This window comes from Hymenobacter sp. M1-2, from assembly GCF_057808495.1.
On the sequence record NZ_JBTYZO010000017.1, the window covers coordinates 1 to 18,675 of the forward strand.

The 18,675-nt window shown below is 56.4% G+C and carries 29 protein-coding genes; 19 read left to right on the forward strand and 10 right to left on the reverse strand.

All coding sequences use genetic code 11. The features are described 5' to 3' along the window. Positions 1–198 precede the first annotated feature (198 nt). Both ACYSMN_RS16500 and ACYSMN_RS16505 read left to right on the forward strand, forming a co-directional pair. Complete coding sequence (locus ACYSMN_RS16500) at positions 199–522, forward strand: hypothetical protein (RefSeq protein WP_488925014.1); 324 nt, start codon at positions 199–201, stop codon at positions 520–522. A gap of 44 nt (positions 523–566) precedes the next feature. Continuing rightward, positions 567–1,142 (forward strand): SMI1/KNR4 family protein, encoded by a 576-nt coding sequence (locus ACYSMN_RS16505; RefSeq protein ID WP_488925015.1) that lies wholly within the window; start codon positions 567–569, stop codon positions 1,140–1,142. Positions 1,143–2,323: 1,181 nt separating this feature from the next. Here ACYSMN_RS16505 and ACYSMN_RS16510 read toward each other — a convergent pair. Beyond that, positions 2,324–2,539, reverse strand: a complete 216-nt coding sequence (locus tag ACYSMN_RS16510; protein WP_488925161.1) for a sensor histidine kinase — start codon at positions 2,537–2,539, stop codon at positions 2,324–2,326. After that, a complete protein-coding gene (locus ACYSMN_RS16515; RefSeq protein ID WP_488925016.1) occupies positions 2,449–2,664 on the reverse strand; it encodes an ATP-binding protein in 216 nt (71 codons plus the stop codon). Before ACYSMN_RS16515 ends, ACYSMN_RS16510 begins: the two co-directional genes overlap by 91 nt. A 218-nt stretch (positions 2,665–2,882) precedes the next feature. Here ACYSMN_RS16515 and ACYSMN_RS16520 point away from each other — a divergent pair, with 218 nt between their 5' ends. Together ACYSMN_RS16520 and ACYSMN_RS16525 are read left to right on the forward strand one after the other, a co-directional pair. After that, positions 2,883–3,947, forward strand: a complete 1,065-nt coding sequence (locus tag ACYSMN_RS16520; RefSeq protein ID WP_488925017.1) for a hypothetical protein — start codon at positions 2,883–2,885, stop codon at positions 3,945–3,947. Continuing rightward, positions 3,944–4,306, forward strand: coding sequence for an STAS-like domain-containing protein (locus ACYSMN_RS16525; protein WP_488925018.1), 363 nt, complete (start codon positions 3,944–3,946; stop codon positions 4,304–4,306). Before ACYSMN_RS16520 ends, ACYSMN_RS16525 begins: the two co-directional genes overlap by 4 nt. 955 nt (positions 4,307–5,261) lie before the next feature. Here ACYSMN_RS16525 and ACYSMN_RS16530 read toward each other — a convergent pair. The 3 genes from ACYSMN_RS16530 to ACYSMN_RS16540 form a co-directional block, all read right to left on the reverse strand. Continuing rightward, the gene (locus ACYSMN_RS16530) at positions 5,262–5,459 is read right to left on the reverse strand and encodes a hypothetical protein (protein ID WP_488925019.1); all 198 of its coding nucleotides are present in this window, start codon (positions 5,457–5,459) and stop codon (positions 5,262–5,264) included. Between the two features lie 26 nt (positions 5,460–5,485). Continuing rightward, a complete protein-coding gene (locus ACYSMN_RS16535) occupies positions 5,486–5,788 on the reverse strand; it encodes a hypothetical protein (protein WP_488925020.1) in 303 nt (100 codons plus the stop codon). A 206-nt stretch (positions 5,789–5,994) separates the two neighbouring features. Further along, positions 5,995–6,507 (reverse strand): N-acetylmuramoyl-L-alanine amidase, encoded by a 513-nt coding sequence (locus ACYSMN_RS16540; protein ID WP_488925021.1) that lies wholly within the window; start codon positions 6,505–6,507, stop codon positions 5,995–5,997. A 259-nt stretch (positions 6,508–6,766) separates the two neighbouring features. On the opposite strand from ACYSMN_RS16540, the gene ACYSMN_RS16545 reads away from it, so the two are divergent. Beyond that, positions 6,767–7,075, forward strand: coding sequence for a hypothetical protein (locus tag ACYSMN_RS16545; protein WP_488925022.1), 309 nt, complete (start codon positions 6,767–6,769; stop codon positions 7,073–7,075). Between the two features lie 405 nt (positions 7,076–7,480). Here the strand turns inward: ACYSMN_RS16545 and ACYSMN_RS16550 are convergent, their stop codons facing one another. Continuing rightward, positions 7,481–7,837 carry an SLOG family protein gene (locus ACYSMN_RS16550; RefSeq protein ID WP_488925023.1) on the reverse strand — a complete coding sequence of 119 codons (357 nt, stop codon included), beginning with the start codon at positions 7,835–7,837 and terminating at the stop codon, positions 7,481–7,483. A gap of 150 nt (positions 7,838–7,987) precedes the next feature. On the opposite strand from ACYSMN_RS16550, the gene ACYSMN_RS16555 reads away from it, so the two are divergent. The 6 genes from ACYSMN_RS16555 to ACYSMN_RS16580 all read left to right on the forward strand — a co-directional run bounded on the left by ACYSMN_RS16555 (position 7,988) and on the right by ACYSMN_RS16580 (position 10,935). Beyond that, positions 7,988–8,317, forward strand: coding sequence for a hypothetical protein (locus tag ACYSMN_RS16555; protein ID WP_488925024.1), 330 nt, complete (start codon positions 7,988–7,990; stop codon positions 8,315–8,317). Continuing rightward, complete coding sequence (locus ACYSMN_RS16560; RefSeq protein ID WP_488925025.1) at positions 8,310–8,804, forward strand: hypothetical protein; 495 nt, start codon at positions 8,310–8,312, stop codon at positions 8,802–8,804. The genes ACYSMN_RS16555 and ACYSMN_RS16560 overlap by 8 nt, the downstream gene beginning before the upstream one ends. Before the next feature lie 51 nt (positions 8,805–8,855). Further along, entirely contained in the window at positions 8,856–9,167 is a 312-nt protein-coding gene (locus tag ACYSMN_RS16565) for a DUF3846 domain-containing protein (RefSeq protein ID WP_488925026.1), read from the forward strand. A gap of 64 nt (positions 9,168–9,231) precedes the next feature. Further along, positions 9,232–9,933 carry a hypothetical protein gene (locus ACYSMN_RS16570; RefSeq protein ID WP_488925027.1) on the forward strand — a complete coding sequence of 234 codons (702 nt, stop codon included), beginning with the start codon at positions 9,232–9,234 and terminating at the stop codon, positions 9,931–9,933. Positions 9,934–10,011: 78 nt separating this feature from the next. After that, complete coding sequence (locus ACYSMN_RS16575) at positions 10,012–10,683, forward strand: PD-(D/E)XK nuclease-like domain-containing protein (protein WP_488925028.1); 672 nt, start codon at positions 10,012–10,014, stop codon at positions 10,681–10,683. A 27-nt stretch (positions 10,684–10,710) separates the two neighbouring features. Next, complete coding sequence (locus ACYSMN_RS16580; protein WP_488925029.1) at positions 10,711–10,935, forward strand: hypothetical protein; 225 nt, start codon at positions 10,711–10,713, stop codon at positions 10,933–10,935. Positions 10,936–11,037: 102 nt separating this feature from the next. On the opposite strand, the gene ACYSMN_RS16585 is transcribed toward ACYSMN_RS16580, so the two are convergent. Together ACYSMN_RS16585 and ACYSMN_RS16590 are read right to left on the reverse strand one after the other, a co-directional pair. Continuing rightward, positions 11,038–11,526 (reverse strand): hypothetical protein, encoded by a 489-nt coding sequence (locus ACYSMN_RS16585; protein ID WP_488925030.1) that lies wholly within the window; start codon positions 11,524–11,526, stop codon positions 11,038–11,040. Positions 11,527–11,665: 139 nt separating this feature from the next. After that, entirely contained in the window at positions 11,666–12,412 is a 747-nt protein-coding gene (locus ACYSMN_RS16590) for a hypothetical protein (protein WP_488925031.1), read from the reverse strand. Positions 12,413–12,539: 127 nt separating this feature from the next. On the opposite strand from ACYSMN_RS16590, the gene ACYSMN_RS16595 reads away from it, so the two are divergent. Continuing rightward, positions 12,540–12,755 carry a hypothetical protein gene (locus tag ACYSMN_RS16595; protein WP_488925032.1) on the forward strand — a complete coding sequence of 72 codons (216 nt, stop codon included), beginning with the start codon at positions 12,540–12,542 and terminating at the stop codon, positions 12,753–12,755. 62 nt (positions 12,756–12,817) lie between these two features. On the opposite strand, the gene ACYSMN_RS16600 is transcribed toward ACYSMN_RS16595, so the two are convergent. Together ACYSMN_RS16600 and ACYSMN_RS16605 are read right to left on the reverse strand one after the other, a co-directional pair. Next, entirely contained in the window at positions 12,818–14,134 is a 1,317-nt protein-coding gene (locus tag ACYSMN_RS16600) for a site-specific integrase (RefSeq protein WP_488925033.1), read from the reverse strand. A gap of 240 nt (positions 14,135–14,374) precedes the next feature. Beyond that, complete coding sequence (locus ACYSMN_RS16605; protein ID WP_488925034.1) at positions 14,375–15,241, reverse strand: S24 family peptidase; 867 nt, start codon at positions 15,239–15,241, stop codon at positions 14,375–14,377. A 103-nt stretch (positions 15,242–15,344) separates the two neighbouring features. Here ACYSMN_RS16605 and ACYSMN_RS16610 point away from each other — a divergent pair, with 103 nt between their 5' ends. From ACYSMN_RS16610 to ACYSMN_RS16640, 7 genes are read left to right on the forward strand one after another with little or no spacing between them, the layout of a single operon-like run. Continuing rightward, the gene (locus tag ACYSMN_RS16610; RefSeq protein ID WP_488925035.1) at positions 15,345–15,605 is read left to right on the forward strand and encodes a hypothetical protein; all 261 of its coding nucleotides are present in this window, start codon (positions 15,345–15,347) and stop codon (positions 15,603–15,605) included. After that, positions 15,605–15,904, forward strand: a complete 300-nt coding sequence (locus ACYSMN_RS16615; protein ID WP_488925036.1) for a helix-turn-helix transcriptional regulator — start codon at positions 15,605–15,607, stop codon at positions 15,902–15,904. Before ACYSMN_RS16610 ends, ACYSMN_RS16615 begins: the two co-directional genes overlap by 1 nt. Then, the gene (locus ACYSMN_RS16620) at positions 15,901–16,239 is read left to right on the forward strand and encodes a hypothetical protein (protein ID WP_488925037.1); all 339 of its coding nucleotides are present in this window, start codon (positions 15,901–15,903) and stop codon (positions 16,237–16,239) included. The genes ACYSMN_RS16615 and ACYSMN_RS16620 overlap by 4 nt, the downstream gene beginning before the upstream one ends. 12 nt (positions 16,240–16,251) lie before the next feature. After that, positions 16,252–17,250: a hypothetical protein gene (locus ACYSMN_RS16625; protein ID WP_488925038.1), complete on the forward strand. Its 999-nt coding sequence runs from the start codon at positions 16,252–16,254 to the stop codon at positions 17,248–17,250. Beyond that, positions 17,243–17,995 carry a hypothetical protein gene (locus ACYSMN_RS16630; RefSeq protein ID WP_488925039.1) on the forward strand — a complete coding sequence of 251 codons (753 nt, stop codon included), beginning with the start codon at positions 17,243–17,245 and terminating at the stop codon, positions 17,993–17,995. The genes ACYSMN_RS16625 and ACYSMN_RS16630 overlap by 8 nt, the downstream gene beginning before the upstream one ends. Continuing rightward, positions 17,992–18,198 carry a hypothetical protein gene (locus ACYSMN_RS16635; protein WP_488925040.1) on the forward strand — a complete coding sequence of 69 codons (207 nt, stop codon included), beginning with the start codon at positions 17,992–17,994 and terminating at the stop codon, positions 18,196–18,198. Before ACYSMN_RS16630 ends, ACYSMN_RS16635 begins: the two co-directional genes overlap by 4 nt. Then, positions 18,189–18,671, forward strand: coding sequence for a VRR-NUC domain-containing protein (locus ACYSMN_RS16640; protein WP_488925041.1), 483 nt, complete (start codon positions 18,189–18,191; stop codon positions 18,669–18,671). Before ACYSMN_RS16635 ends, ACYSMN_RS16640 begins: the two co-directional genes overlap by 10 nt. Positions 18,672–18,675 lie beyond the last annotated feature (4 nt).

Here is an 18,675-nt window from a genome sequence, read left to right on the forward strand (position 1 = left end):
GGGTTCTAGTACCATGACCCAAGGTACTGCATTTCTACATAATCAGTACATGACCTTATATTGTAATGTTGACTACAAATACCAGGTTAATGTCGACGGGTGAGCAAGCGCTTCCATGGCAGAGCCACGTGCTATGTGTGAGACGGCAGCTGGAGGAGTCTAAGATATCGTTCACATTGTTAGAGAGACTAAGTAGTTATGAATAAGCCTGATAAAAAAGCACAGGTTATTGGTTCTTTGCTTCGAGGAAAGGAGCAAAAAAGGAAATATTTACTCCACGCATCCAATGTAAAGGATAATAAAATTTACGGAACAGTCGCCGTCATCTTCAAGGATAATAAGTTCTTGATATCAATTCAGGAAATCAAATACCCAGGCGAAGTTGCCTTCCTGGAAAGGGGGTGGGACGTTGATGAATTGCATACCGCAGCGAGCTTGGACGCGGTAGAAGAACTGTTGAAATCTCGTTTAAACATTAGTCTGGAGGAGCTGGACCCAGCGAAAGAATCAAGAAGGTTCTGAGCTAAGCAGCATGAGTGCCACAGGATTTTAATTTTGTTCATATTATGCACTTGCTAACAGTAGAGGAATACGCAGCTTTTCTGAAAGAAGAATTTGCCGGAGTAGACCCCGAGTTTGTGTCAAGTATCGTCCTTGAACGTTCTGAACTTAGCGATGAAGATATTCGAAGAGTGGAGCAGGCGTTAGATATGGGTAAATTGCCGTCAGGCTTCGTTGACTTACTGAAAGAATATGATTTTGGAAATTTAAGTCTAATGAACGAACAGTTCGGAGCCGAGGAGCCAGGGTCGTTAGAATGGCTACTTGATTATAATGATCCAAATAGTTATGGGTTCAAAGATTTTATTAGGGGGTTGAAAGAAGATAATTTAATAATTATTGCCAACGGTGATCCTTTTACCATTTTGATGGACGTCAAAACTGAGAAGATATATGCTGTCGATGATGAAACTCCTATCGAAGAGCGCATCCTTATAGCCAATTCCTTTGAGCGATTTGTAGAGGGAATGGGAACAGGATTTATGTCCAAGAGGAGGAAGACAACAAATGAATTTTTAGAGTCAGCAAGAATCGAATTTGGAGAAGCTTCTATGCCTTTCTGGTTAGAGGCTGCACAGTAGATCAATTTACCCTTAAAATATAAAAGATACCAAAGTAAAAGTTATGTTCAAAGCTAAGTTGGAACCGACACCCACACCCCAAGGTCCTACTCCATACGAACTACGTCAGACCAGTCTAGAGACAGACAATGCTACAGAAAGTTGTCTCAAGCAGTAGCTGAGTCAACGTGTCCGCGGTAAAGCTATCTCATTATCAGGTGTGATATACTTGATATAGTGCGAGGTGCCCTCAAGTACAACAAAGCCCCTCTTTCCTGTTATAAGGGGGATGACATGGGACAAAACATCCAAGCATAATAGATCATACTCCCGTTCAGCACACCAAGCTTCGATCCTTTGCATGAAAAGACTGAAATGACCATTTCTAGGCTGTGAATTTCGAATGTCATTGATACAGAAGAGAGGCCTAGGCAAGCCTCTAAAACCATGAAATTCTGTCCAGCTTCCCGAGATGGTTCCGAAGGTATACTTCCCAATTGCACCTACTGACATAGGTCTCTTCAGGATGAGATCTAGATTGCGACCTATTTGATTGTTGGAATTACTCATTTTGCTCCTTGACTTATTGAAAATTAACTTCAAACTTCTCTAGAAACACAACTTGTCAAAAATTTGATCTGTTTCGATTGAGATAAAAAATACGCAGGGGTGCTAACGATTTATCCTGGTACTATATATCATAAAAATTTTAAGCTAGGTGACGCAAAACGTCACTTATTCATAGAAAGTGGCAGAATTTCAATTGTATCAACTGTGGGAACACTTTCACGCTTCTAGTAGCATGCCTGTTTAATGAAAGATCTAGCAATGGTCAGTGGTGGCATTATGCCTGACATAGGGCCGCACAGTTGGCTGGTATTACGCCTACAACACAGATTAATTGGCCGCGTTGAGCCAATATTCGTGGTTGAATCTGCTTGCTAGCACGCAGCAGATCTCCGCTAGCTAGAGGTTCATCGTATTAAGCGCCAACCTCAAGTCTAGAAACAAAAGAGGCGGCTGATTCAACTGCCTTTTTTGTTTAAAATTGGTGAAGACCACCATCAAGATAGCTCGGCGCTGGTCCAGTCTCAAGTGCTGATAAGCTCACAAAATTCGAGGCTAATTCGGCATATTGAAGCCAAGCAGGAACAGGACCAGTCAGCATATGGTAGGTGCCGTGGGCAGTAGCACCTGCTCACCTAAGGTAGTTCAATAAAGAAACTAGTGCCCTGTTGCTCGCGGCTTTCGAGCCAGATGTGGCCCTGGTGCAGCTCTACCAGTTGTTTGGCAATGAACAGACCCAGGCCGGTGGTCCTTTCGCCGCTCAGGCCCGCGCGACGGGTTGGGTTGAACTTGTCGAACAGGGTGCTGTCAACTTGCTTGGAATGCCAATGCCGGTATCCTGCAGTGTGAATCGGGCCTTACTCCCGTGCTGCTCCAGGCGTAGCGTAATGGTGCCGCCGACGGGCGTGAACTTGAGAGCGTTGCCGAGTAGGTTGTCGAGTACGCGGGCTAACTTCTCCGGGTGGATGCACATCATGCAAATCAATGAGTTAAGCGCGGAGTCTAGCCACCACATCTCGGCAAGTTAATTCTGTCAGAAAGCACCTAGTTAATTGGTGTAACGCTATGCGAAGCTTAACTTTATGACCCTCTTTGTTCTTTACTCGAACTATGCTGCACAACGACTTCCTTCTGCACCCATACATGCTTTTCAGCATCTTATCATGTTAACAGACGCTCAGAAGTAAGGGCTACGTGAAGAACCATATATTAGAGGAACGACGCCGACGTTACCAACTACGCCGTTCTAAAAAGGAAGCGCGTGCTCGTCGCACGCATCCACGACGGTTACGAGCTTGGAAGTTGCGAAGGCAAGCTTTATCAGGTAAACTAGCCACTTCAACAAGCGAGCAAAGGGTCACCTATGATTATATCATCAAGGTGCCATTGAATTTTTCGTTCGTAGAGAACACTACTGGCGCATTGTTATTCTTTGAGCGTTTAAAGTCCGTTTGTTATCCCAAGCGTAAAATTCTGATCAACTTCCACGATGTTGACCAGATTTCACACTGCGCACTACTTCTACTCTCTTCCAAGATGCAGGATGGAGACACGTTTCATCGGGGAGCCGAGCTCTATGTTCGAACGCCTTCAAAGCGTGAATGCTACCGGGTTTGGCAAGCCTGCTTTATGCCATCGCGTAATTCGGGTGATGCGCCGCCACTATTTCAGAATCGAATTTTAGGACGGCGTAGAAACTTTCACAAGCAAGTTGAGGTGAAGTTGGCAGAATCGTTGGTTCATGAAGCTATGCGCTTCCTCAACAATGGCGCGACTTTGGATCATCACGGTGCATATCGAACTCTAACCGAGTGCATGTCCAATACTTTTAAACATGCCGACCCGCAGACAGAGGCTACTGAGAACTGGTGGATTGCTAGCTATGAACACCCAGATCCAGTTCACAAACGGTGGTGTTTCGCGTTTGTCGACAACGGAGTAGGGATCTTGGAAAGTCTTCAGTTAAAGGGTATATTTCAAAAAATTCGCAAATTTTTTGGATTATTGCCTAACCACGAGACGCTACAAAAGCTAGTAGAGGGGCAGATAGGCTCCCGTTTAGGATTGGCTTACCGTGGCAAAGGCTTGCCAGGGATTTACAAGGAAATGCAGCGTGGCCGGATTGAAAATTTGGTTATAATTGCCAATGACACGAAGGCAAACTTTGCTAGTAATGACTTTGTTACCCTAACCCAAGCCTTCTCTGGCACGTTTCTTTACTGGGAAATATCTTCACTATCTTTGCCGGCCCAACCATGAAAGACCTCATGATCAACGTAGCGACTGACTTCACACGGACCCCAGGTGTTAGAACCTCCGCAGAAGGTGACTTTTCGGGCGAGGACTTCTTGGTTCGTTCATTGTACCCTGCGTTCGCTGAGGCAGTAAGGCAGGGCAAGCAACTGGTAGTAAATCTAGACGGAACCGCAGGCTACGCAACTTCTTTCCTCGAAGCCGCCTTTGGTGGTCTAGTTAGAGGTGATCACAAGCATAAGATTCCTGCTACCGATTTGCGTATTGTGCAAAAACATCTGCGGTGTGTCTCTACTGACGATCCGTACTTGTTGGAAGAAATCACCGAGTACATGCAAGATGCTAGCATGATGGCAGCAGCGTGAAGCTAAGTTTACTTGACTTTTTAAAGTGGGGAGCGGTTGCGCTATTGATCACTGCTTGTGCACAAGGCTTCCTACACTCTGAATTTAAGTTTGAGCGTGAGATTAACATCGTGGAGATTGCCGCGGCGTTTCTCACGCTTTTTCTTGCGCTATACATTCCCGCTCGTTTAGAACGAAGGCTAAGTAGTCAACGGTTTGAGCAGGAGGTATTGATACGCAGTATTGAGCGTCTTCAGACTAACTTTATTTCTACATGGGAAACGGTGCAGTCGGCACACAATCCCCTCATGGCTGATGAAGTTACGGCATTGATACGGGCCTTCGTGATTAGTGGTCACGACCTGAACATGATAACAGAGTTAAGCCGAGAATGCCACTTCTCTCAGTTAGCAGCCGACTTGCAACACATAGGAAGTGCTCGCATACAGTTTAAGCGACTAATTACTGGGGGTAATTTCCAGCAGGACCCCAACTTTTTTTATACACCAGAGCAGCTGGTCTCGATCAACCGAGATTACTTTCGTTTGAGTTTGGCATGCTCCAGACTTATTATTAAAGTTAACCGGAGTGAACCCGTAGTATCCAACTCATAATTTATGTCTCTTATTCATCACCGGTGGTCAGCGACCAACTTGCTTTTCGCAAACCCTTTGCGAGAGCAATGGCTCAGAAACTCGACTATTCACCCAGCGAAGGACGTGGTCCCGGCGGCCCTGGCGAATAAACCTACTTAGAAGCCCTGTGGTAGCTCGCTTACGCACCACCAAATTCCAAAATTCAATAGCCCTTCTGGCAGCTACAAGAGAAGCCTGACCCCGCGGCCAGGCTTCCATTTACAATAAGTGTGATGTAGCCGGCAACTAAGTTACCTGCCCTCGCGGCCCGCACACACTTTTCGGGACCGCAACTCGAAGATAACAACGGCCGCTTATAGAGCGGCCGTTAGTTTTTCTGACTAATCTGCTTGCGGCCGCGGGCGCTTCTTTTCCTTTCGCACCCCTTTAAAGGGCTTACCATCCTCCTTCACATCGAGGAATTGTCCGGTATCCGTGTCCCGCTTCACGTATTGCTCCGTTGTGGGGTTATAAGTCTGAGAGCGTTTGCGCACGGCTCCTTTGCGAGCGTTGTCGCCAGTAGGTTTGTTGGTTGCCATCTGTCAAGCACAGGTAAAGGTAAACTCTACAACGAAGCCGCGTCTCCGCGCTCCACGATGTCGCGCATCTCGGCCGTTCTGCGCCTATCTGCATCCTTTAAGGCCGCATCCGGGGCTACTGCCACCGACGACACGACAGCAGCTACCGACCCGCCCAACACAAGGTAGCCACCCAGCGTTACGATAGCCGCCGGCAGCGCCACCGGAGCCGTAGCAATGATGCCGCCCACGGCGGCCAGCACCGCCCCAATTACCCGCACCTTGCGGAAAAAACGCGGGGTAGGCAGCGTCACGCGCTCCAGCACCGTTAAATTGTTGTTCTTGCTCATGGTGATTTGAAGTGAAAAAGGTGAAAGGAAGAAGTGCCGTGTAGAGGTAGCGCAGAAAGTCACTCAGTGCCCTCAGTAGGGTAGGGGCCAGCCCGCACCCGGCTGCCTCCTGACCACTGATTCTTGACTACCCGCTCGTTGCGGGCTTCCTGCGGCGAGCCGCATCCAACAATTCGTGCTGCGTATTCCAAAAATACCCGCATAGCTTACTGCCCGTTACGTGTCCAGGGAGCCGCGGCCAGCAGCCCGAAATAGTCGCCCCGGCACACGTTTGCCGCCGGAACCCCGATTTCGTCGCACCAGGCTGGCACGTCAAAGCACGGGCACGCCTTGGCTCGTACCTGCCCGTGCCCGAGCACTTGCAGCTGCGGGTATTGCTGCAGCCAAGCAAAAACCAGGTTCCGCAAAGTGGCTTTCTGCGCCTTGGTGCGGTTATCAATTGGCCGTTGCTCACTGTCAATTCCTCCAATCCACGCCACATGTAGCGTGTTGCGGTTGCTGATCTGAATTGCAGGGTGCACAAACGGGTAGGTGCCGTTGGTGATGGTGTCATCCGGGTGCAGCCGTACGGCTTTGCCGCTAGCTTCCACCATCTTGTGGTAGCCTCCCACGCCCCATCTCAGGTCTTCCAGAAAGTACTGCTGCACGTCCGCCGCGGTCTGGTACTGTCCGCCAGCAGTGGTATGCAACATCAGATATTTGATCCTCCGCTGTGCCATAACGAGAAATAAGTTTTGTAATTTGATGCGCAATTATATGCATAAAAATGCACATATGCTTCGATTGTTGTATTATAAATAAAGAAGTATGTTAATTGTACTTAATATACTTGTTGAGCTTGGTTAGTACCCTGAACGACCCATCAGTTTCTCACCTATAGTCTTTAGTTGCTGGTTGCATGTGGGCGTGCCCCTTCGGGTCGGGCTGTCCGCCACTCCGCTTCGCTACGGCCCTGCGGGCAGCCTCCCGATGGTCAGCTTGGCTCCTATCCCTCACGCATTTCCGCTGATGCTGCGGGCCCACTCTCGTTGGTCGCGGGCCCTGACGTTTCTGCAGTTACGAGGTCGTTCTACGCTCCCGGGCTGTGGCGCTCCTTCCGCTGGTCGTCGCCCCACCACCCGTCCGCTACCACCCCACGGCGCGCCCCGGCCCGCGCCCGAAAAAGGCGCCGCCCGTGGCACTGCCTACCGCCCCGACGCCTGCCTGCCGCACTGCTGCCGGGCCGCGCGGCAAAAAACCGCGCCACCCGTCCGCCCCACCTCCAACAAGGCCGCAGCCCACCCCTAAAACGGGGCCGGCTGCCCGTTAAATCACGTTCAGGCCACGCAGGCCAAAGAAACAAGCGGTGTGCTGCGCACCGGGTAGTTTTACTGGGAGCCTCCCCAGACCCCTCGCCACCGCGCCGGCCCCCGCCGGCTCCACTCCGCTCAGGCTGCGTTCCGACCGGCCGGGGCCTCTTGCCGCCATCCATGCCCACCGGCTCTGGAAAACGGGCCGCCGGTCATCCTAGCCACCACACGGGGCCAGCTACCGGTCCGGCTCCGCTGCTCTGCGCCTCCCGTCAGCCCGCCCCTAAGCAGCCACCCATAGGTGCGTTGCACGCAGCTTTATTGGGGGAAGACCCCCAAGCCCCCTGAGCTTATAAGGCGGGGTACCCGGCAACCAGCTGGCCCCGTCCGGTAGCCGGGCTGCTTAGGCGTCCAGCGGCACCAGCACCACTTGCCGACCCAGGCGGCGGGCGGCTCGTAGGGCGCTCAGCGTCCCTTTGCTGCGCCCGTCCCACATGGCCAGCACCACATCAGCCGCCGCTACTATTTGGGCGTTGCGCACATGGGGCGCAGCCGGGCCGTGGGTGGCGTAGTCAGGGCGCAGTTCCGTGAGCGGCACCCCGTTCTGCCGGGCCCAGTGAGCTGCCAGCTGGTCAGCGCCGGGTGCTCCGCCGCTTACTATGGCTGTCGGCTTCAGAGCCAGCAAGGCTGGCCTCAAAGCGGCGCAGCTGGTTATGCTCCGGCTGCCTAGTACTGCTACAGTTGTATTGTCTTTTACCATGTTTAAAGATAAGCATTTAATATGCATTTATTTGCAAAGAGTGGATAATTATTTTGCATTTATGTGCACATAATTCCAGTTTTTGCGTATATTTATACATGTAGCGGGAGAGGCCCGCCTACCAGTTTTCACGCCTAGTTCTTACAGGCCATGCACTATCCTTTACCTGCCCTTCACACATTAGCCGCTGTTACTTGGTGCGGCCCCCAGCTTTCCAGCTTTCAGCCCGTTGCGGTGGCTCAGCATCACACCGGCGCCGGTCTATTTTTCTCGGTGTCCTTCTATTTGGGCGCCACCCAGCGGTACCGCGTGGTGTTTGCCGGCTGCCAGCCTTGCCCATTTAGAGCCCTTCGGGCGGCCTTGCGCCAGGGCCGCCGCTACGCTACCCAGCGGGCTTTTGTGCTGCGCCGGGCTTTGCACGCAGTGCGCGTGGCGGAGTTGGAGTACGCCACCGCTTTAGGCTGCCCTGTCCATGCGTAGCGGTGCTATCCTTGCCGTCCCTGTTACGGGGGCGGTGCTGGCCACCGAGTTAGGAGCCCGCGCCTTGGACCTGCTGGCAGTCTGCTGCCGAGTCGCTGGCCAGCCAATCGGCTATTCCGCGCTAGCTACCCGCGCCGGTTTAGGGCAGGAAGAGTGCTTTCAGCTGCTGATTGACTTGCAGTTCGCCAACCTCATCCGGTACCGCAGCGCCAGTCACCCGTTGCGCATCCACGTGGAGGCTTTTGCCCTGGTAGCACTGCCGGCCGCACCCATTGTTTGTTGCCAGTGCGGCAGAGCAGCCCGGCGCTGCCGGTGCCGCGGGCCTTTCTGGCAGCTGCTTGGCACAGCCGGCATTGCCTACCACATTCCCGCTCCCAGCCAGCCCGGCGTCTACTACGCCCAGCCTGACCCCGCTCGGTTTGCCTGCCAGGAGGCCGCCCAGGCCGAGGCCCACCGCCGCAACACGGCCAAGTTAGCGGCTATTTAGCCCAGTCACCGGTACGCCAGGGTTAGCCGGCTGCCCTCATCCCTTCTTTTTATGAAAACCCCTACTCAGTTCCAGCCTAAACTGCTGGACCCTGCCACTGGCGTGGCCCAACCCGTCAACCCTCGTAACGGCCGCAGCTTCAAGTTGGCCGAGCTCTACGAACTCCTAGAATGCGACTTAGTGGATGTGGTGCGTCTCACCGATGAACTCATTTTGATTGTCGACGATGAGGGCAAGTTCAAGCAACCCTGCGTCCTCAATCTAGCTGCCACCTACCTGTGGTACCGGCACGTGCCCGCCGCTCGCGGCGTGGATTCGATTGTCGGCCGCGCCCTGCTTTGCCACGATTCCCAATTCAAATAAGCCTCACACGGCGCCGGGGCCGGCCGACGACGGGCCCCACTCTTTTTTTCACCTCTTTTCTCTTATGTCCACTTCTCCCAACCGCCCGGCCACCGCTGGCAAAGCCGCTAAAAAAGCTGCTCCCGCTGTTTCTGCTGCCCTCGTGCTGCCCGAAGCTCCACCGCTGCCCGCCTACATGCTCAGCAGCGTAGACGAAGAATCCGGCGAGGTAACAGCCATTAGCCGCTTTCGCTACCTACCCGGCCACCCGCGACAAATTCGCTTTGACGCCAAAGCCGGCCAATTTAACATTGGCGGCACCACCCCACTAGGCCCCTCACTCAGTTTCATTCCGCTGGCCTGGCGCATCTTCTCCGACGATATTCTGAACATGGGCCGCAAGCTGTGGGCTGAGCTATTTTTCGCGGACGACAAAGGCGCCGTTTGCGCGGTGCTCTTCCACGGCTACAGCGTCGAAAACCTGTACCGCCTGATTGAGCCGCTATTTTACGACGACCTCACCCTGGCCGACGTAACGGTGAGGGTTACCGCGGAGAAGAAAGAAACCACCAAGGAAGGTAAAAAAGCCACCTATTACGTGGCCCAATTCAGCTATGCGCCTGCCCCAGCCGAGGAAGTAGCCGCCCGCCGCGACTTCGCCCGTGACTTCCCGATCTGGCGCCAGGAAACCTACACCGGCGCCGCTGAGCTGCGCCAAGTACACGGCTACTCCGTCCCGGAAGCTGCGCACCCAGCCTTACCCGCCGCCGAGATTGTCACTGAATAGCCCCGCTGCCTCCACTCCCTCACCACTCCGGTGGGGGAGGAGAGAGGACGCTCCACCTTCTCACTTCTCGTCTCTAATATGTTTGCTAACCTCGAAGCCCATCCGGCCCTGTTACCAGCCGACCACCGCGCCCTGCCGGGCGTTTCCAACACCGACCTGTCCACCCTGAAAGCCGAGCTACTAGGCCAGCTGCGTGCCCCCAACCCGCTGGCCCTGGCCTTCGGCATTCACTTTCACACCGCCACGCTGGAGCCCACCCGCTACCGCCGCACCGACGAACGGTGTAATTGGGTGCTGCTGGAACGGCTGGCGGCGCAGGTGCGGCGGCAGCGGTATTGCCGCGACCTACTTTACCGGGGCACCCCCGAGCTGACCCACACGGCCACCCACGCCGAAACTGGCATAGTGGTAAAGGTGCGGCCCGACTTGCTCATTGCCAGCCCCCGCACCGGCCGTCGGGTGATAGTCGATTTTAAAACCACCAGCTGCCGCACCTACGCCCAGTTCTGCGCCACCATCGAGCAGCACGACTATGACCGCCAAGCCGCGTTCTACTCCGACGTGCTCCAAGCTGCGCGCTTCGTCATCATCGGCGTGCAGAAGAAGCTTCCGCACGAAGTCTGGCAGGTCGAAGTAACCCAAGCCCCCGGCCTCCTCGACCAGGGCCGCAAAAAATACAGCACCCTGTTGCGCCACTACGCTAGGCGCCAGCCGGCCGCTCAACCAGCACCCTTAACCGCACACTGCTAACGTCTCATTGTTGATTACTACCAGCTCATGAACAACACCGTCCAACTCATCCACGACCGGGAAACTCATACCGTTACGCTCACGCTGCAGTACGACGACGAAGCCAGCGCCTGCGCCGCCTACGTTGACTTACTCGCCTATTTCCACGCCCGCTACCCAGCCGCTAGCATCAGCTCACCCGGCCAGAGCTTGGCCGCCGAACCGCTTACCCCCTGGCGCCGTCCGGCCAGGAAGCTTGAGTTAACCCATTGAATAGATTTTAGCCTTGATTGAAAGCGGCCCGTTGGGCAGACGAAAAAAGCCGGTCCCATATTAGGAGACCGGCTTTTCTGCTTTCTACGGTTGACCGTGCTGTTATTCGTGCGGCGCTTCCGCAGTCACGAGACGGGCTTCCTGTTGAGTCACTGCTGTCAATGCAGTAACTGGCTGCAATTCGGTTTTGCTCGTAGCTGCTAGCGCTTGCGGCGGCACCACGACGGGCGGACCGGTTAGGGTTTCGCCGAACAGGGGATTGGCCGGCAGCGGCTGGCCGTCGTTGCCATCGGGCACCTGATTGAACAGGACTAACTCTTCGCCCGGCGTGCTGGCGGCCAACGTATCGGTTACCTGTTGCGGCGTCACTAAGGCCAGCAGATCGTGCACGAGCAGCGTCTTCGTGCTCACGTCCACGTTGTAGAGCTGATTCAGCGCGTTCATCATGGCCGCTGCGGTCTGAGCATCCAGCAATGCTGTAACCAGCTGGCTGGCATAAAAGCGGGCTTTGCAGTCTGCTTTATCGCGTAGGTTGATGGCCCGCTTCATGCGCTGGCGGAACTGGCGTTGGTAAGGAGTGAGGTTGGCCATATGGTTGGAAGTGAGAGGAGGGAGATGAGATATAGGAAATTTTCAACTGACGGAATGGAGCGAAAAAGGAGAGAGGTGAAAAGCAGGAAGGAGCCGTTGCATGACTCTCATCTTTCGCTTCTCACCTCTTACTTCTAGATTATCCCACGAACACAATGGCCAGCGGGTTGCTGCTGTTGTTATTCAGGGGGTAAAACTTGCCATTCAGCTCCTGATAGAAGTTGATGCCCAGCACCCCCAGCACCACATCTGCCGCTGCCGGGTCTGCGGGCAGCGTAGCCGCCACGTTCTGCGCCCCCAGCGCCCCGCCACTCAGCGGCTGCAGGCCCATGGGAGCCGCCACCGCGGCCGCGCTGAAGCTCTTCGTCTCGAAGTTCACCGCAGCCGCGCTGTATACTACCTCATAGTGCGTAGCGCCCTGTGGGGCGGCTATGTCGCTTTGCGGGTTTATGCCTGCCACTCGCAAGGTCACCTCTCTGCCGGCCTGCTCTACGCTGTAACCGAAAAACAGCGCCTGGCTCACGCCGGCACCTGCGTTGAAGTTGAAGCCGAGCAGCGGGCTCGTATTCTCTTTCAGCACCTGCCGGCCGCCCCGGTCGTTGTCCTCGTCCAGGCCGATGATTTCGCGCATTTTCTGCGTCAGGCGCGACACCATCTTGCTGTCACTGGCCGACTGAATGGCTTGGCGCAGGGCGTCGCGCACGAGCTTGCCGGCCGAGGCCGCCTCGCCAAACTCCGAGGCGTTTTCTCGGGTGCGGGCCATGCTAGCCGCGCCGTTGAAGGATGCTTTGTTGGACGCCGGCTTCTGCCGGATGCTCCCGTCCTTGGCAAACACGAGGCCCCCGACGGTGCCCTGAATGCCTAAAATACCAGTTTGCTGAGCCATGCTACAATGAGGTTGGAAGATGATGCAAAAACGGTGTACAGGCTCTTCCTGGCCGCTTTTTCAAACTTAAAAACCTCCTCAAAGCCCTGTATATTCGGTGGCCCGATTAACCCTAAATCGTCCAACTATGCCCCAAATTTGCATCTACCCCAAAGACGCGGCCCAGCTTACCGGCACCCGCTACGGCACCGGCAAGCGCTTGCTCCAACGCATCCGCGCTGCCTTGCACAAGCCACCCCGCGCCTACATCTCCGTGGCCGAATTCTGCGAGTTCACCGGCTTGCCCGAGGAAGAAGTGAAGGCCGCCCTCAACGGAACGCAGGTGGCATCCAGCCGTAGCTAAAGCACAGCTGGAGCATAGTTAAAGCACGGCTGAAGCATGGAACAGCCTGGTAATTGCTCAGCTCAGGCTGCTGCCGGCTCCACCGCACAAACGGTGGATGCAGCATTGCATTCGCCTTTCGCCTGCCCTTGAATGGCTTCGCCGCTGCCTTCCCAGATACGCCGCATGGTTTGGTGTTGCAAGTCCTCCACAACCTTGGCGTAAATCATAGTCGTCTGGATTTTGGCGTGCCCCAGCACTTTTTGCAGCACTTCCACCGGCATGCCGCGTAGCAGGCTCTGCGTGGCAAACGTGTGCCGGGCCGTGTGCATGGTGACCAACTCCCATTTCGGCACCGGCCGCTTCAGCACCCGGCCGGCCACCGTTTCCACCACTTCCACTGGCGCATCAAGGCCGGCCAGCCGGCAAATCCGCTTTAGATACTTGTTCATCACCTGGTTGGCGGTAGAAGGCAAGAGCCGCTCCCGCGTGCCAGCGTATTTATCCAGCAGAGCAGCGGCGGAAGGAGTCAGGTAGATGCTGACGCCCGTGCGCGTTTTGGTCTGCGTCAGCCGCAGCACCCGGCCGCCGTTCCACTCGTGCACGTTGCCGGGGTGCAGGTCCGCTAGGTCCGAATAGCGCAGGCCCGTGTAGCAGCAAAACAGAAAGGCGTCCCGTACCAGCACCAGGTTGGCCGGCAGCAGGGCCGTTTCCAATGCCGCCAGCTCCGCTGCCGTGAGCCACACCTTGTCCACGTCTTCCCATTCCACCGACAGCTTTCCTGGGTCCACGCCCAACATCTGCCCCCGGTTGTCGCGGGCCCAGGCCAGGAAGGGTTTGAGCTGCTTCACCACCCCCGCAATCGTATTCTGCGCTAGTCCCCGTTCCACCCGCAGAAAGTGCAGCAGCTTGTCGTGCATGGCCGCGCTGTAGCTGGGCACTTCCAGAATCATGCCGGTGGTGGCCACGAAATCCGCCAGCGTGTTGCGCACCGTGCCGTAAGAGCGCAGCGTGTGGTAGCGAAACCCGCGGGCCAGCAGTACGGCCCGGTACTCGTCGAACAGCTCCACCAGTGCCGGCGCGGGCAGGTCAGGCGTTGCTTCTTCCTCCGGTTTTAAAGCGGCTCGTAGCAGCGCCACGGTGGGTTCTGTGCCGACCGCTAGCAGGTTGCGGTAAGCCGCCCGCAACCGTTCCTCCAATTGTTCCAGGTACAGATTGGCTTCCTGGTAACCGGGAAACGAGCGGCGAAATCTTTCCTTGTCTTCATTCCACTCGGTGGCCAAGCACCGCTCGGAGGTAGCATAGCGCAGGCGCTGGCCATTGAAATACGCGCGCAAGTGAATGGCGCAACGACCCGCAACATCGGGGCGGTCAGTACGGCGGTCAAACTGAATGTTCATCGTCGTAAAGCGGTAAAAAAGTGGGAGCCTGCTGGGAGCGTTACTGGGAGCGCACTTGGGAGCGAGCTTCGCGTAGTAGGTAGGGATAAATGGCGTAGCAGACCAAAACGCAAAACCCCTGAAAAAGCGCCTCTGTTGCCAGATTTGCGCCTTTTCAGGGGTTCAGCACGTGTTAAAATGTACCCAGAGCCGGGATAAATCCAGTCGTAATAATGTCCTTTATTTCAGTAGGTTAAAAAGTCAGTTTTGGGGAGTGGGGGCAGAATTGGGGCCATTTTCCAGCAGGTGTCGCCGTACCTCGCCTTTGTCGAAGCCCAGCGCCTCAATCACATCCCACAGCCGTTCTGCCGTCACGTCGGGCGCGCTCGGAATGTAGCTCGATACGTAGCCCCGTACCCGCCACAACTCCACCATGTCCCGCGTTTCCATCGCGTAGGGCTGCCGGTGCGGATTGTCTGAGAATAGCGTTACCTCCGTGTCCATACTCCGCACCCGCGCCTTGATGCGCTTGAGCATCACCGACTCCGGCGTGACTATCACGTACACCTCGCCCGGTTCCACGAACCGAAGCTCATCCACCCGGCTACATACCACCACGTCGCGGTGATTGATGGTCGGTTCCATCGAGTCGCCGGCCACCTCAAACGCCCGGAACTCGCCTCGCTCGAAACCTGGTAGCCGGTAGTTGTCGAGATGCTGGAAGTACACGGCTTCGTTATGTTGCAACGAGTAGCCTGCCTGGGCTGGAATCGGTACGAACACCGTGTTTTCCTTGCCTTTGTCGTCTACCGTTACCACTACTACCTTGTCGCCCCGGACTTGCTGCTGTAGCGACAGCGGAGCCGCGTCCGTCGCACCGCCCCGCAGCATCGGGCCTTTACCCAGTACCAGCCAGTCCACCGACACCTCCGGCCAGTGCTCCAAAATATCCGTGAGCGTGCCAAACGACGGGGCCGAGCCTTGCAGAATGCCGTAGAGCTTGCTGGTAGCGGCGTACCCAAGCTGCTTCGTCATGCTGTTAGCGTTCAGCCCATAATGCGCCATCATTTCCTGTAATCTGGAAACCACTGCCGGTACTTTTTGGGGCTGTTCCTCAGTTTCTTTCATATTAGATCACATATTTCAGTAAAAGTTACAGAAATATGTTTGTATGTTTGGTGTAAGTGGTTGCGCTTTTGCTCCACTAATATACAGCAAACTTACAACAATCATGAAAGAAAAAGAGAAAGAAATTACACCGCTCCGGCAATTACTGGAAAAGTTGGGCCAACGTAGCTCCGTGGTGCAGGCCACTCTGTCCCGCCTCCACGAGCGCGGCATCAAAGCCAGCATGTCGCTGGTGTACAAGACGATAAACGGCGAAGTGCTGCGCCATGATGTGGCCGAAACCTTCATCGAAGTAGCCGAGCAGGAGTTGAACCGCCGCCGCCAGCTCGAAGACCGGGCCCGCCAACTTCTTGCCGACGCCTGATGCAAGCCGCCGTGATTCTCAGCGCGGCCGAGTACCAGAGTCTCACCGCCCGCCTCGACAAGCTGGAGCAGGCCGAAGCTACCCGCCGAACCCCGCTGCCCCCGCCCGACCAAGTGATGACCACGGCTCAGGCTGCGGCCTACATCGGCCTGTCTGTAGATGCCCTGCTGCGCGCCCGACGGAAGGGGCGCCTGCCCGGCGTGCGTCTTAACGAGCGGGATTGGGGTTTTCGCCGCTCCGCCCTCGACGCCTACCCGCGCCGCTTCCATCGTCTCACCGTGCAAGCTCAAGCCGCATGAGACGGACTGTCGTTTCCCTGTTCGACCATTCTGGCTGCTTCACCGCACCCTTGGCCGCCAGCTACATCTGCTACTGTGTGGACGAGCAGCACCCGCCCGGCAAAACGTGGCAGGGCAACGTGTGCCTGGTCGGCGACACCATGCGCCGTTTTGTGCCCCCACCCGGCGCGTTGGCCTTCGTGGCCGCCTTTCCGCCCTGTACCGACCTGAGCAACGCCGGTGCCCACTTATTCCTCGTCAAGGGCTTGCGCTCGAAGAAACGCGCTAATCTGCGCAGCCTTACGCCTCGCGGCTTTGCCGCCGCGGTATTCCACACCCACCACCCCGTTTCCTGATGACCCGGCCGCGTGAATTACATCCTCCATACCCGCGCTGCCCACGAGCTGCTGACGCGCCAGCCGGCCGCCACACCCCACCACGTCAGCCTGTACTGGGCACTATTTTACCAGTGGAACGCCGAGCGGTTCCCTGCCAGCCTCGACCTCGACCCCCAGGCTACGATGCAGGCCGCCCGCATCGGCAACAAAAGTACCTACACCGAGAAGCTCTACGACCTCGACACCTGGGGCCTACTGCGCTACCAGCCCAGCCACTCCAAGCACCAGCCCAGCCGATGTTTTCTCAGGGTCTTACCGGGTGCAGAAGTGCAACAAGTAGACAACGCCACCGGGTGCAGTTCTGCACCAAGTGAAACGGCGTTACCTGTTGCAGAAGTGGACCCGGTAAACGACGCTACCGGCACCACTTCTGCAACAGGTGAACTAGCCTCATCAGGTACAGAAGTGCAACAACACTCCTTAATAGGTAAAACAGAAGGTAGTATAAACCACCTGATGGTAAACAGCGGCGGCACCGAAAAAAAAATAGGGGAGGGGTTTTCAGATGAAGGGGATTCAGGAGTGGAACTGTTCGACGACACCACCACCCGCAACGGTAAGCAGCCGACCCCAGGCGAGGCCCCTAAAAAGAAAGTTGCGACAAAGAAAAAGGGGGTAAAGCAGGCTACCAATACCCCTCGCCGAAGTCGGTCGCAACTCCCCGAGGTGCCTTTCGACCAGTCCGACCTAGCCCGCTATGAGGACTTCGCCGCTGCCTTCGCCGACACCGATTACGCGCTGGCCGACCTACGCTTTTACCACGCCAAAATCAGCGCCTGGCGGCAGAAAGGCGAGCCACCCCGTCGCCGCGACTGGCGCGCTACTGCCATTCAATTCTTCCTCAACGATGCACACGACAACCGCCTCAAGCTCGCCCCCGGCGTGCAGCACCACCACCCCGGCACTGCGCCCACCGACGCCGGAACACTCTTTGCTCGCACTGGCTACCGCTCCAAGTACGATGCGTGAGCTGGCTAGCACCGCCAACCCCGAGGCCCGCGCCCTGTTGGCCGAGCTGTCTGTGGGCCTGACCGTAGCCCAGGCCTCCCAAGCCCCTAAGCTGTTCCAGCTTAAAAAGATAGTAGGGGAGGAAGCGCTGGTCAAGCTGCTCATCGTCATCCTGCGCGCTTTCGTGGATAGTGTCCGGGTGGCCGACAAACCTGACGCCGCCGACATCCTGGAACTGGCCGACACGCTGGCCCAGACCTACACCCACGACAGCCTGAAGGATATTATTCTGGCCCTCAAGCAAGCCCGCACCAACGGCACCAAGTTCTTCAATGCCCTTGACCCGGCCACCATCTACGGGCTGCTCCAGACCTATTTCGACAAAAAGGCCCAGCACCTCGAAAACAGCCATCTCGACCGCAAGGCCCATTCTATTAGCAGGGAGGCCGTAGCCCTCCGCCAGCTCCAGCAGGCCGCCCCCGCGCTGGTGCGGAACGTGGCCCTGATGATTCCTGAGAGCCACCCCAATGCCCAGCACTTGCGCGACAAGCTCACGCTCATCAAGCAGAAATACCGCCGTGGCCTCCTGACCAACGACCAGGCCGAGCAGCAGCGTCAGGAGGTTCAGCAGGCCATCTACCGCCACCCCCGGCCCGACTGGCAGCCCTCCAAGGCGGCGCAACAGCAGATAACGCGGCGCCACCAGCAGGCCACTCGCCGCTTCGCAGACAAACTGGGCCTCGAACCCAAACACCTGGGCGCATGAACATCATCCGCTACTACCGCGCCACCTGTGGCAGCCTCTACCGCGTCACCACCACGCCCGCTACCCGAACCCGCGCCGCGAGCTGTATGCAGGCCCGCCGCAGCACCCACGCCCGCCTGTTCAGCCCCGAATATCCCACCCATCCCGCCGAAGTGGCCCGCTTGGTTGCCATCGGCTCTTTCATCGAAGTACTATGCCCGTAGCCCGCAAACACGATCAGCTGCCCCTCGACCTCGGCACACTCCACGCAGGTGAAATCACCAGCGCCATTCTGGCCTACCTTTCGCATCACGGCTTCACCGTCTGGCGCCAGAACACCACCGGCGTCTACAATCAGACCCTAGGCCGCTGGCAGGTCAATCCGCAGACCCGGCGCGGCGTGCCCGACATCATTGGGTTTCGACAGGCGGATGCGGTATTCATCGGGGTGGAGGTGAAGGCCGGGCGTGACCGGCTGCGCGACGATCAGCGGCTGTTTCTCAACGAACTAAAGGCGGCCGGCGGCCTGGCTTTCGTGGCCTTTGACTTCGACCAGTTCCAGCAGTCCTTTGAGCGCCGCGGCTTGCAAACCATAGTCACCGCCACCCCTGCCGTTGATCGAGCGCCGCGCGCTCCGTCAAGCCTACCAGATCCCACTGTTACTGATGACCCACCAGCCACCTATTGTCATGCATAAAATG

Excerpts from the sequence above, each read along its gene's own strand:
- ACYSMN_RS16585 (WP_488925030.1), bottom strand. The coding sequence starts at position 11,526 with ATGGCCAACCTCACTCCTTACCAACGCCAGTTCCGCCAGCGCATGAAG.
- ACYSMN_RS16555 (WP_488925024.1), top strand. The coding sequence starts at position 7,988 with ATGCACTATCCTTTACCTGCCCTTCACACATTAGCCGCTGTTACTTGG.
- ACYSMN_RS16635 (WP_488925040.1), top strand. The coding sequence starts at position 17,992 with ATGAACATCATCCGCTACTACCGCGCCACCTGTGGCAGCCTCTACCGC.
- ACYSMN_RS16515 (WP_488925016.1), bottom strand. The coding sequence starts at position 2,664 with ATGATGTGCATCCACCCGGAGAAGTTAGCCCGCGTACTCGACAACCTA.
- ACYSMN_RS16580 (WP_488925029.1), top strand. The coding sequence starts at position 10,711 with ATGAACAACACCGTCCAACTCATCCACGACCGGGAAACTCATACCGTT.
- ACYSMN_RS16500 (WP_488925014.1), top strand. The coding sequence starts at position 199 with ATGAATAAGCCTGATAAAAAAGCACAGGTTATTGGTTCTTTGCTTCGA.
- ACYSMN_RS16640 (WP_488925041.1), top strand. The coding sequence starts at position 18,189 with ATGCCCGTAGCCCGCAAACACGATCAGCTGCCCCTCGACCTCGGCACA.
- ACYSMN_RS16540 (WP_488925021.1), bottom strand. The coding sequence starts at position 6,507 with ATGGCACAGCGGAGGATCAAATATCTGATGTTGCATACCACTGCTGGC.
- ACYSMN_RS16620 (WP_488925037.1), top strand. The coding sequence starts at position 15,901 with ATGAGACGGACTGTCGTTTCCCTGTTCGACCATTCTGGCTGCTTCACC.
- ACYSMN_RS16590 (WP_488925031.1), bottom strand. The coding sequence starts at position 12,412 with ATGGCTCAGCAAACTGGTATTTTAGGCATTCAGGGCACCGTCGGGGGC.
- ACYSMN_RS16505 (WP_488925015.1), top strand. The coding sequence starts at position 567 with ATGCACTTGCTAACAGTAGAGGAATACGCAGCTTTTCTGAAAGAAGAA.
- ACYSMN_RS16570 (WP_488925027.1), top strand. The coding sequence starts at position 9,232 with ATGTCCACTTCTCCCAACCGCCCGGCCACCGCTGGCAAAGCCGCTAAA.
- ACYSMN_RS16610 (WP_488925035.1), top strand. The coding sequence starts at position 15,345 with ATGAAAGAAAAAGAGAAAGAAATTACACCGCTCCGGCAATTACTGGAA.
- ACYSMN_RS16600 (WP_488925033.1), bottom strand. The coding sequence starts at position 14,134 with ATGAACATTCAGTTTGACCGCCGTACTGACCGCCCCGATGTTGCGGGT.
- ACYSMN_RS16550 (WP_488925023.1), bottom strand. The coding sequence starts at position 7,837 with ATGGTAAAAGACAATACAACTGTAGCAGTACTAGGCAGCCGGAGCATA.
- ACYSMN_RS16565 (WP_488925026.1), top strand. The coding sequence starts at position 8,856 with ATGAAAACCCCTACTCAGTTCCAGCCTAAACTGCTGGACCCTGCCACT.
- ACYSMN_RS16560 (WP_488925025.1), top strand. The coding sequence starts at position 8,310 with ATGCGTAGCGGTGCTATCCTTGCCGTCCCTGTTACGGGGGCGGTGCTG.
- ACYSMN_RS16615 (WP_488925036.1), top strand. The coding sequence starts at position 15,605 with ATGCAAGCCGCCGTGATTCTCAGCGCGGCCGAGTACCAGAGTCTCACC.
- ACYSMN_RS16525 (WP_488925018.1), top strand. The coding sequence starts at position 3,944 with ATGAAAGACCTCATGATCAACGTAGCGACTGACTTCACACGGACCCCA.
- ACYSMN_RS16535 (WP_488925020.1), bottom strand. The coding sequence starts at position 5,788 with ATGAGCAAGAACAACAATTTAACGGTGCTGGAGCGCGTGACGCTGCCT.
- ACYSMN_RS16605 (WP_488925034.1), bottom strand. The coding sequence starts at position 15,241 with ATGAAAGAAACTGAGGAACAGCCCCAAAAAGTACCGGCAGTGGTTTCC.
- ACYSMN_RS16595 (WP_488925032.1), top strand. The coding sequence starts at position 12,540 with ATGCCCCAAATTTGCATCTACCCCAAAGACGCGGCCCAGCTTACCGGC.
- ACYSMN_RS16530 (WP_488925019.1), bottom strand. The coding sequence starts at position 5,459 with ATGGCAACCAACAAACCTACTGGCGACAACGCTCGCAAAGGAGCCGTG.
- ACYSMN_RS16630 (WP_488925039.1), top strand. The coding sequence starts at position 17,243 with ATGCGTGAGCTGGCTAGCACCGCCAACCCCGAGGCCCGCGCCCTGTTG.
- ACYSMN_RS16575 (WP_488925028.1), top strand. The coding sequence starts at position 10,012 with ATGTTTGCTAACCTCGAAGCCCATCCGGCCCTGTTACCAGCCGACCAC.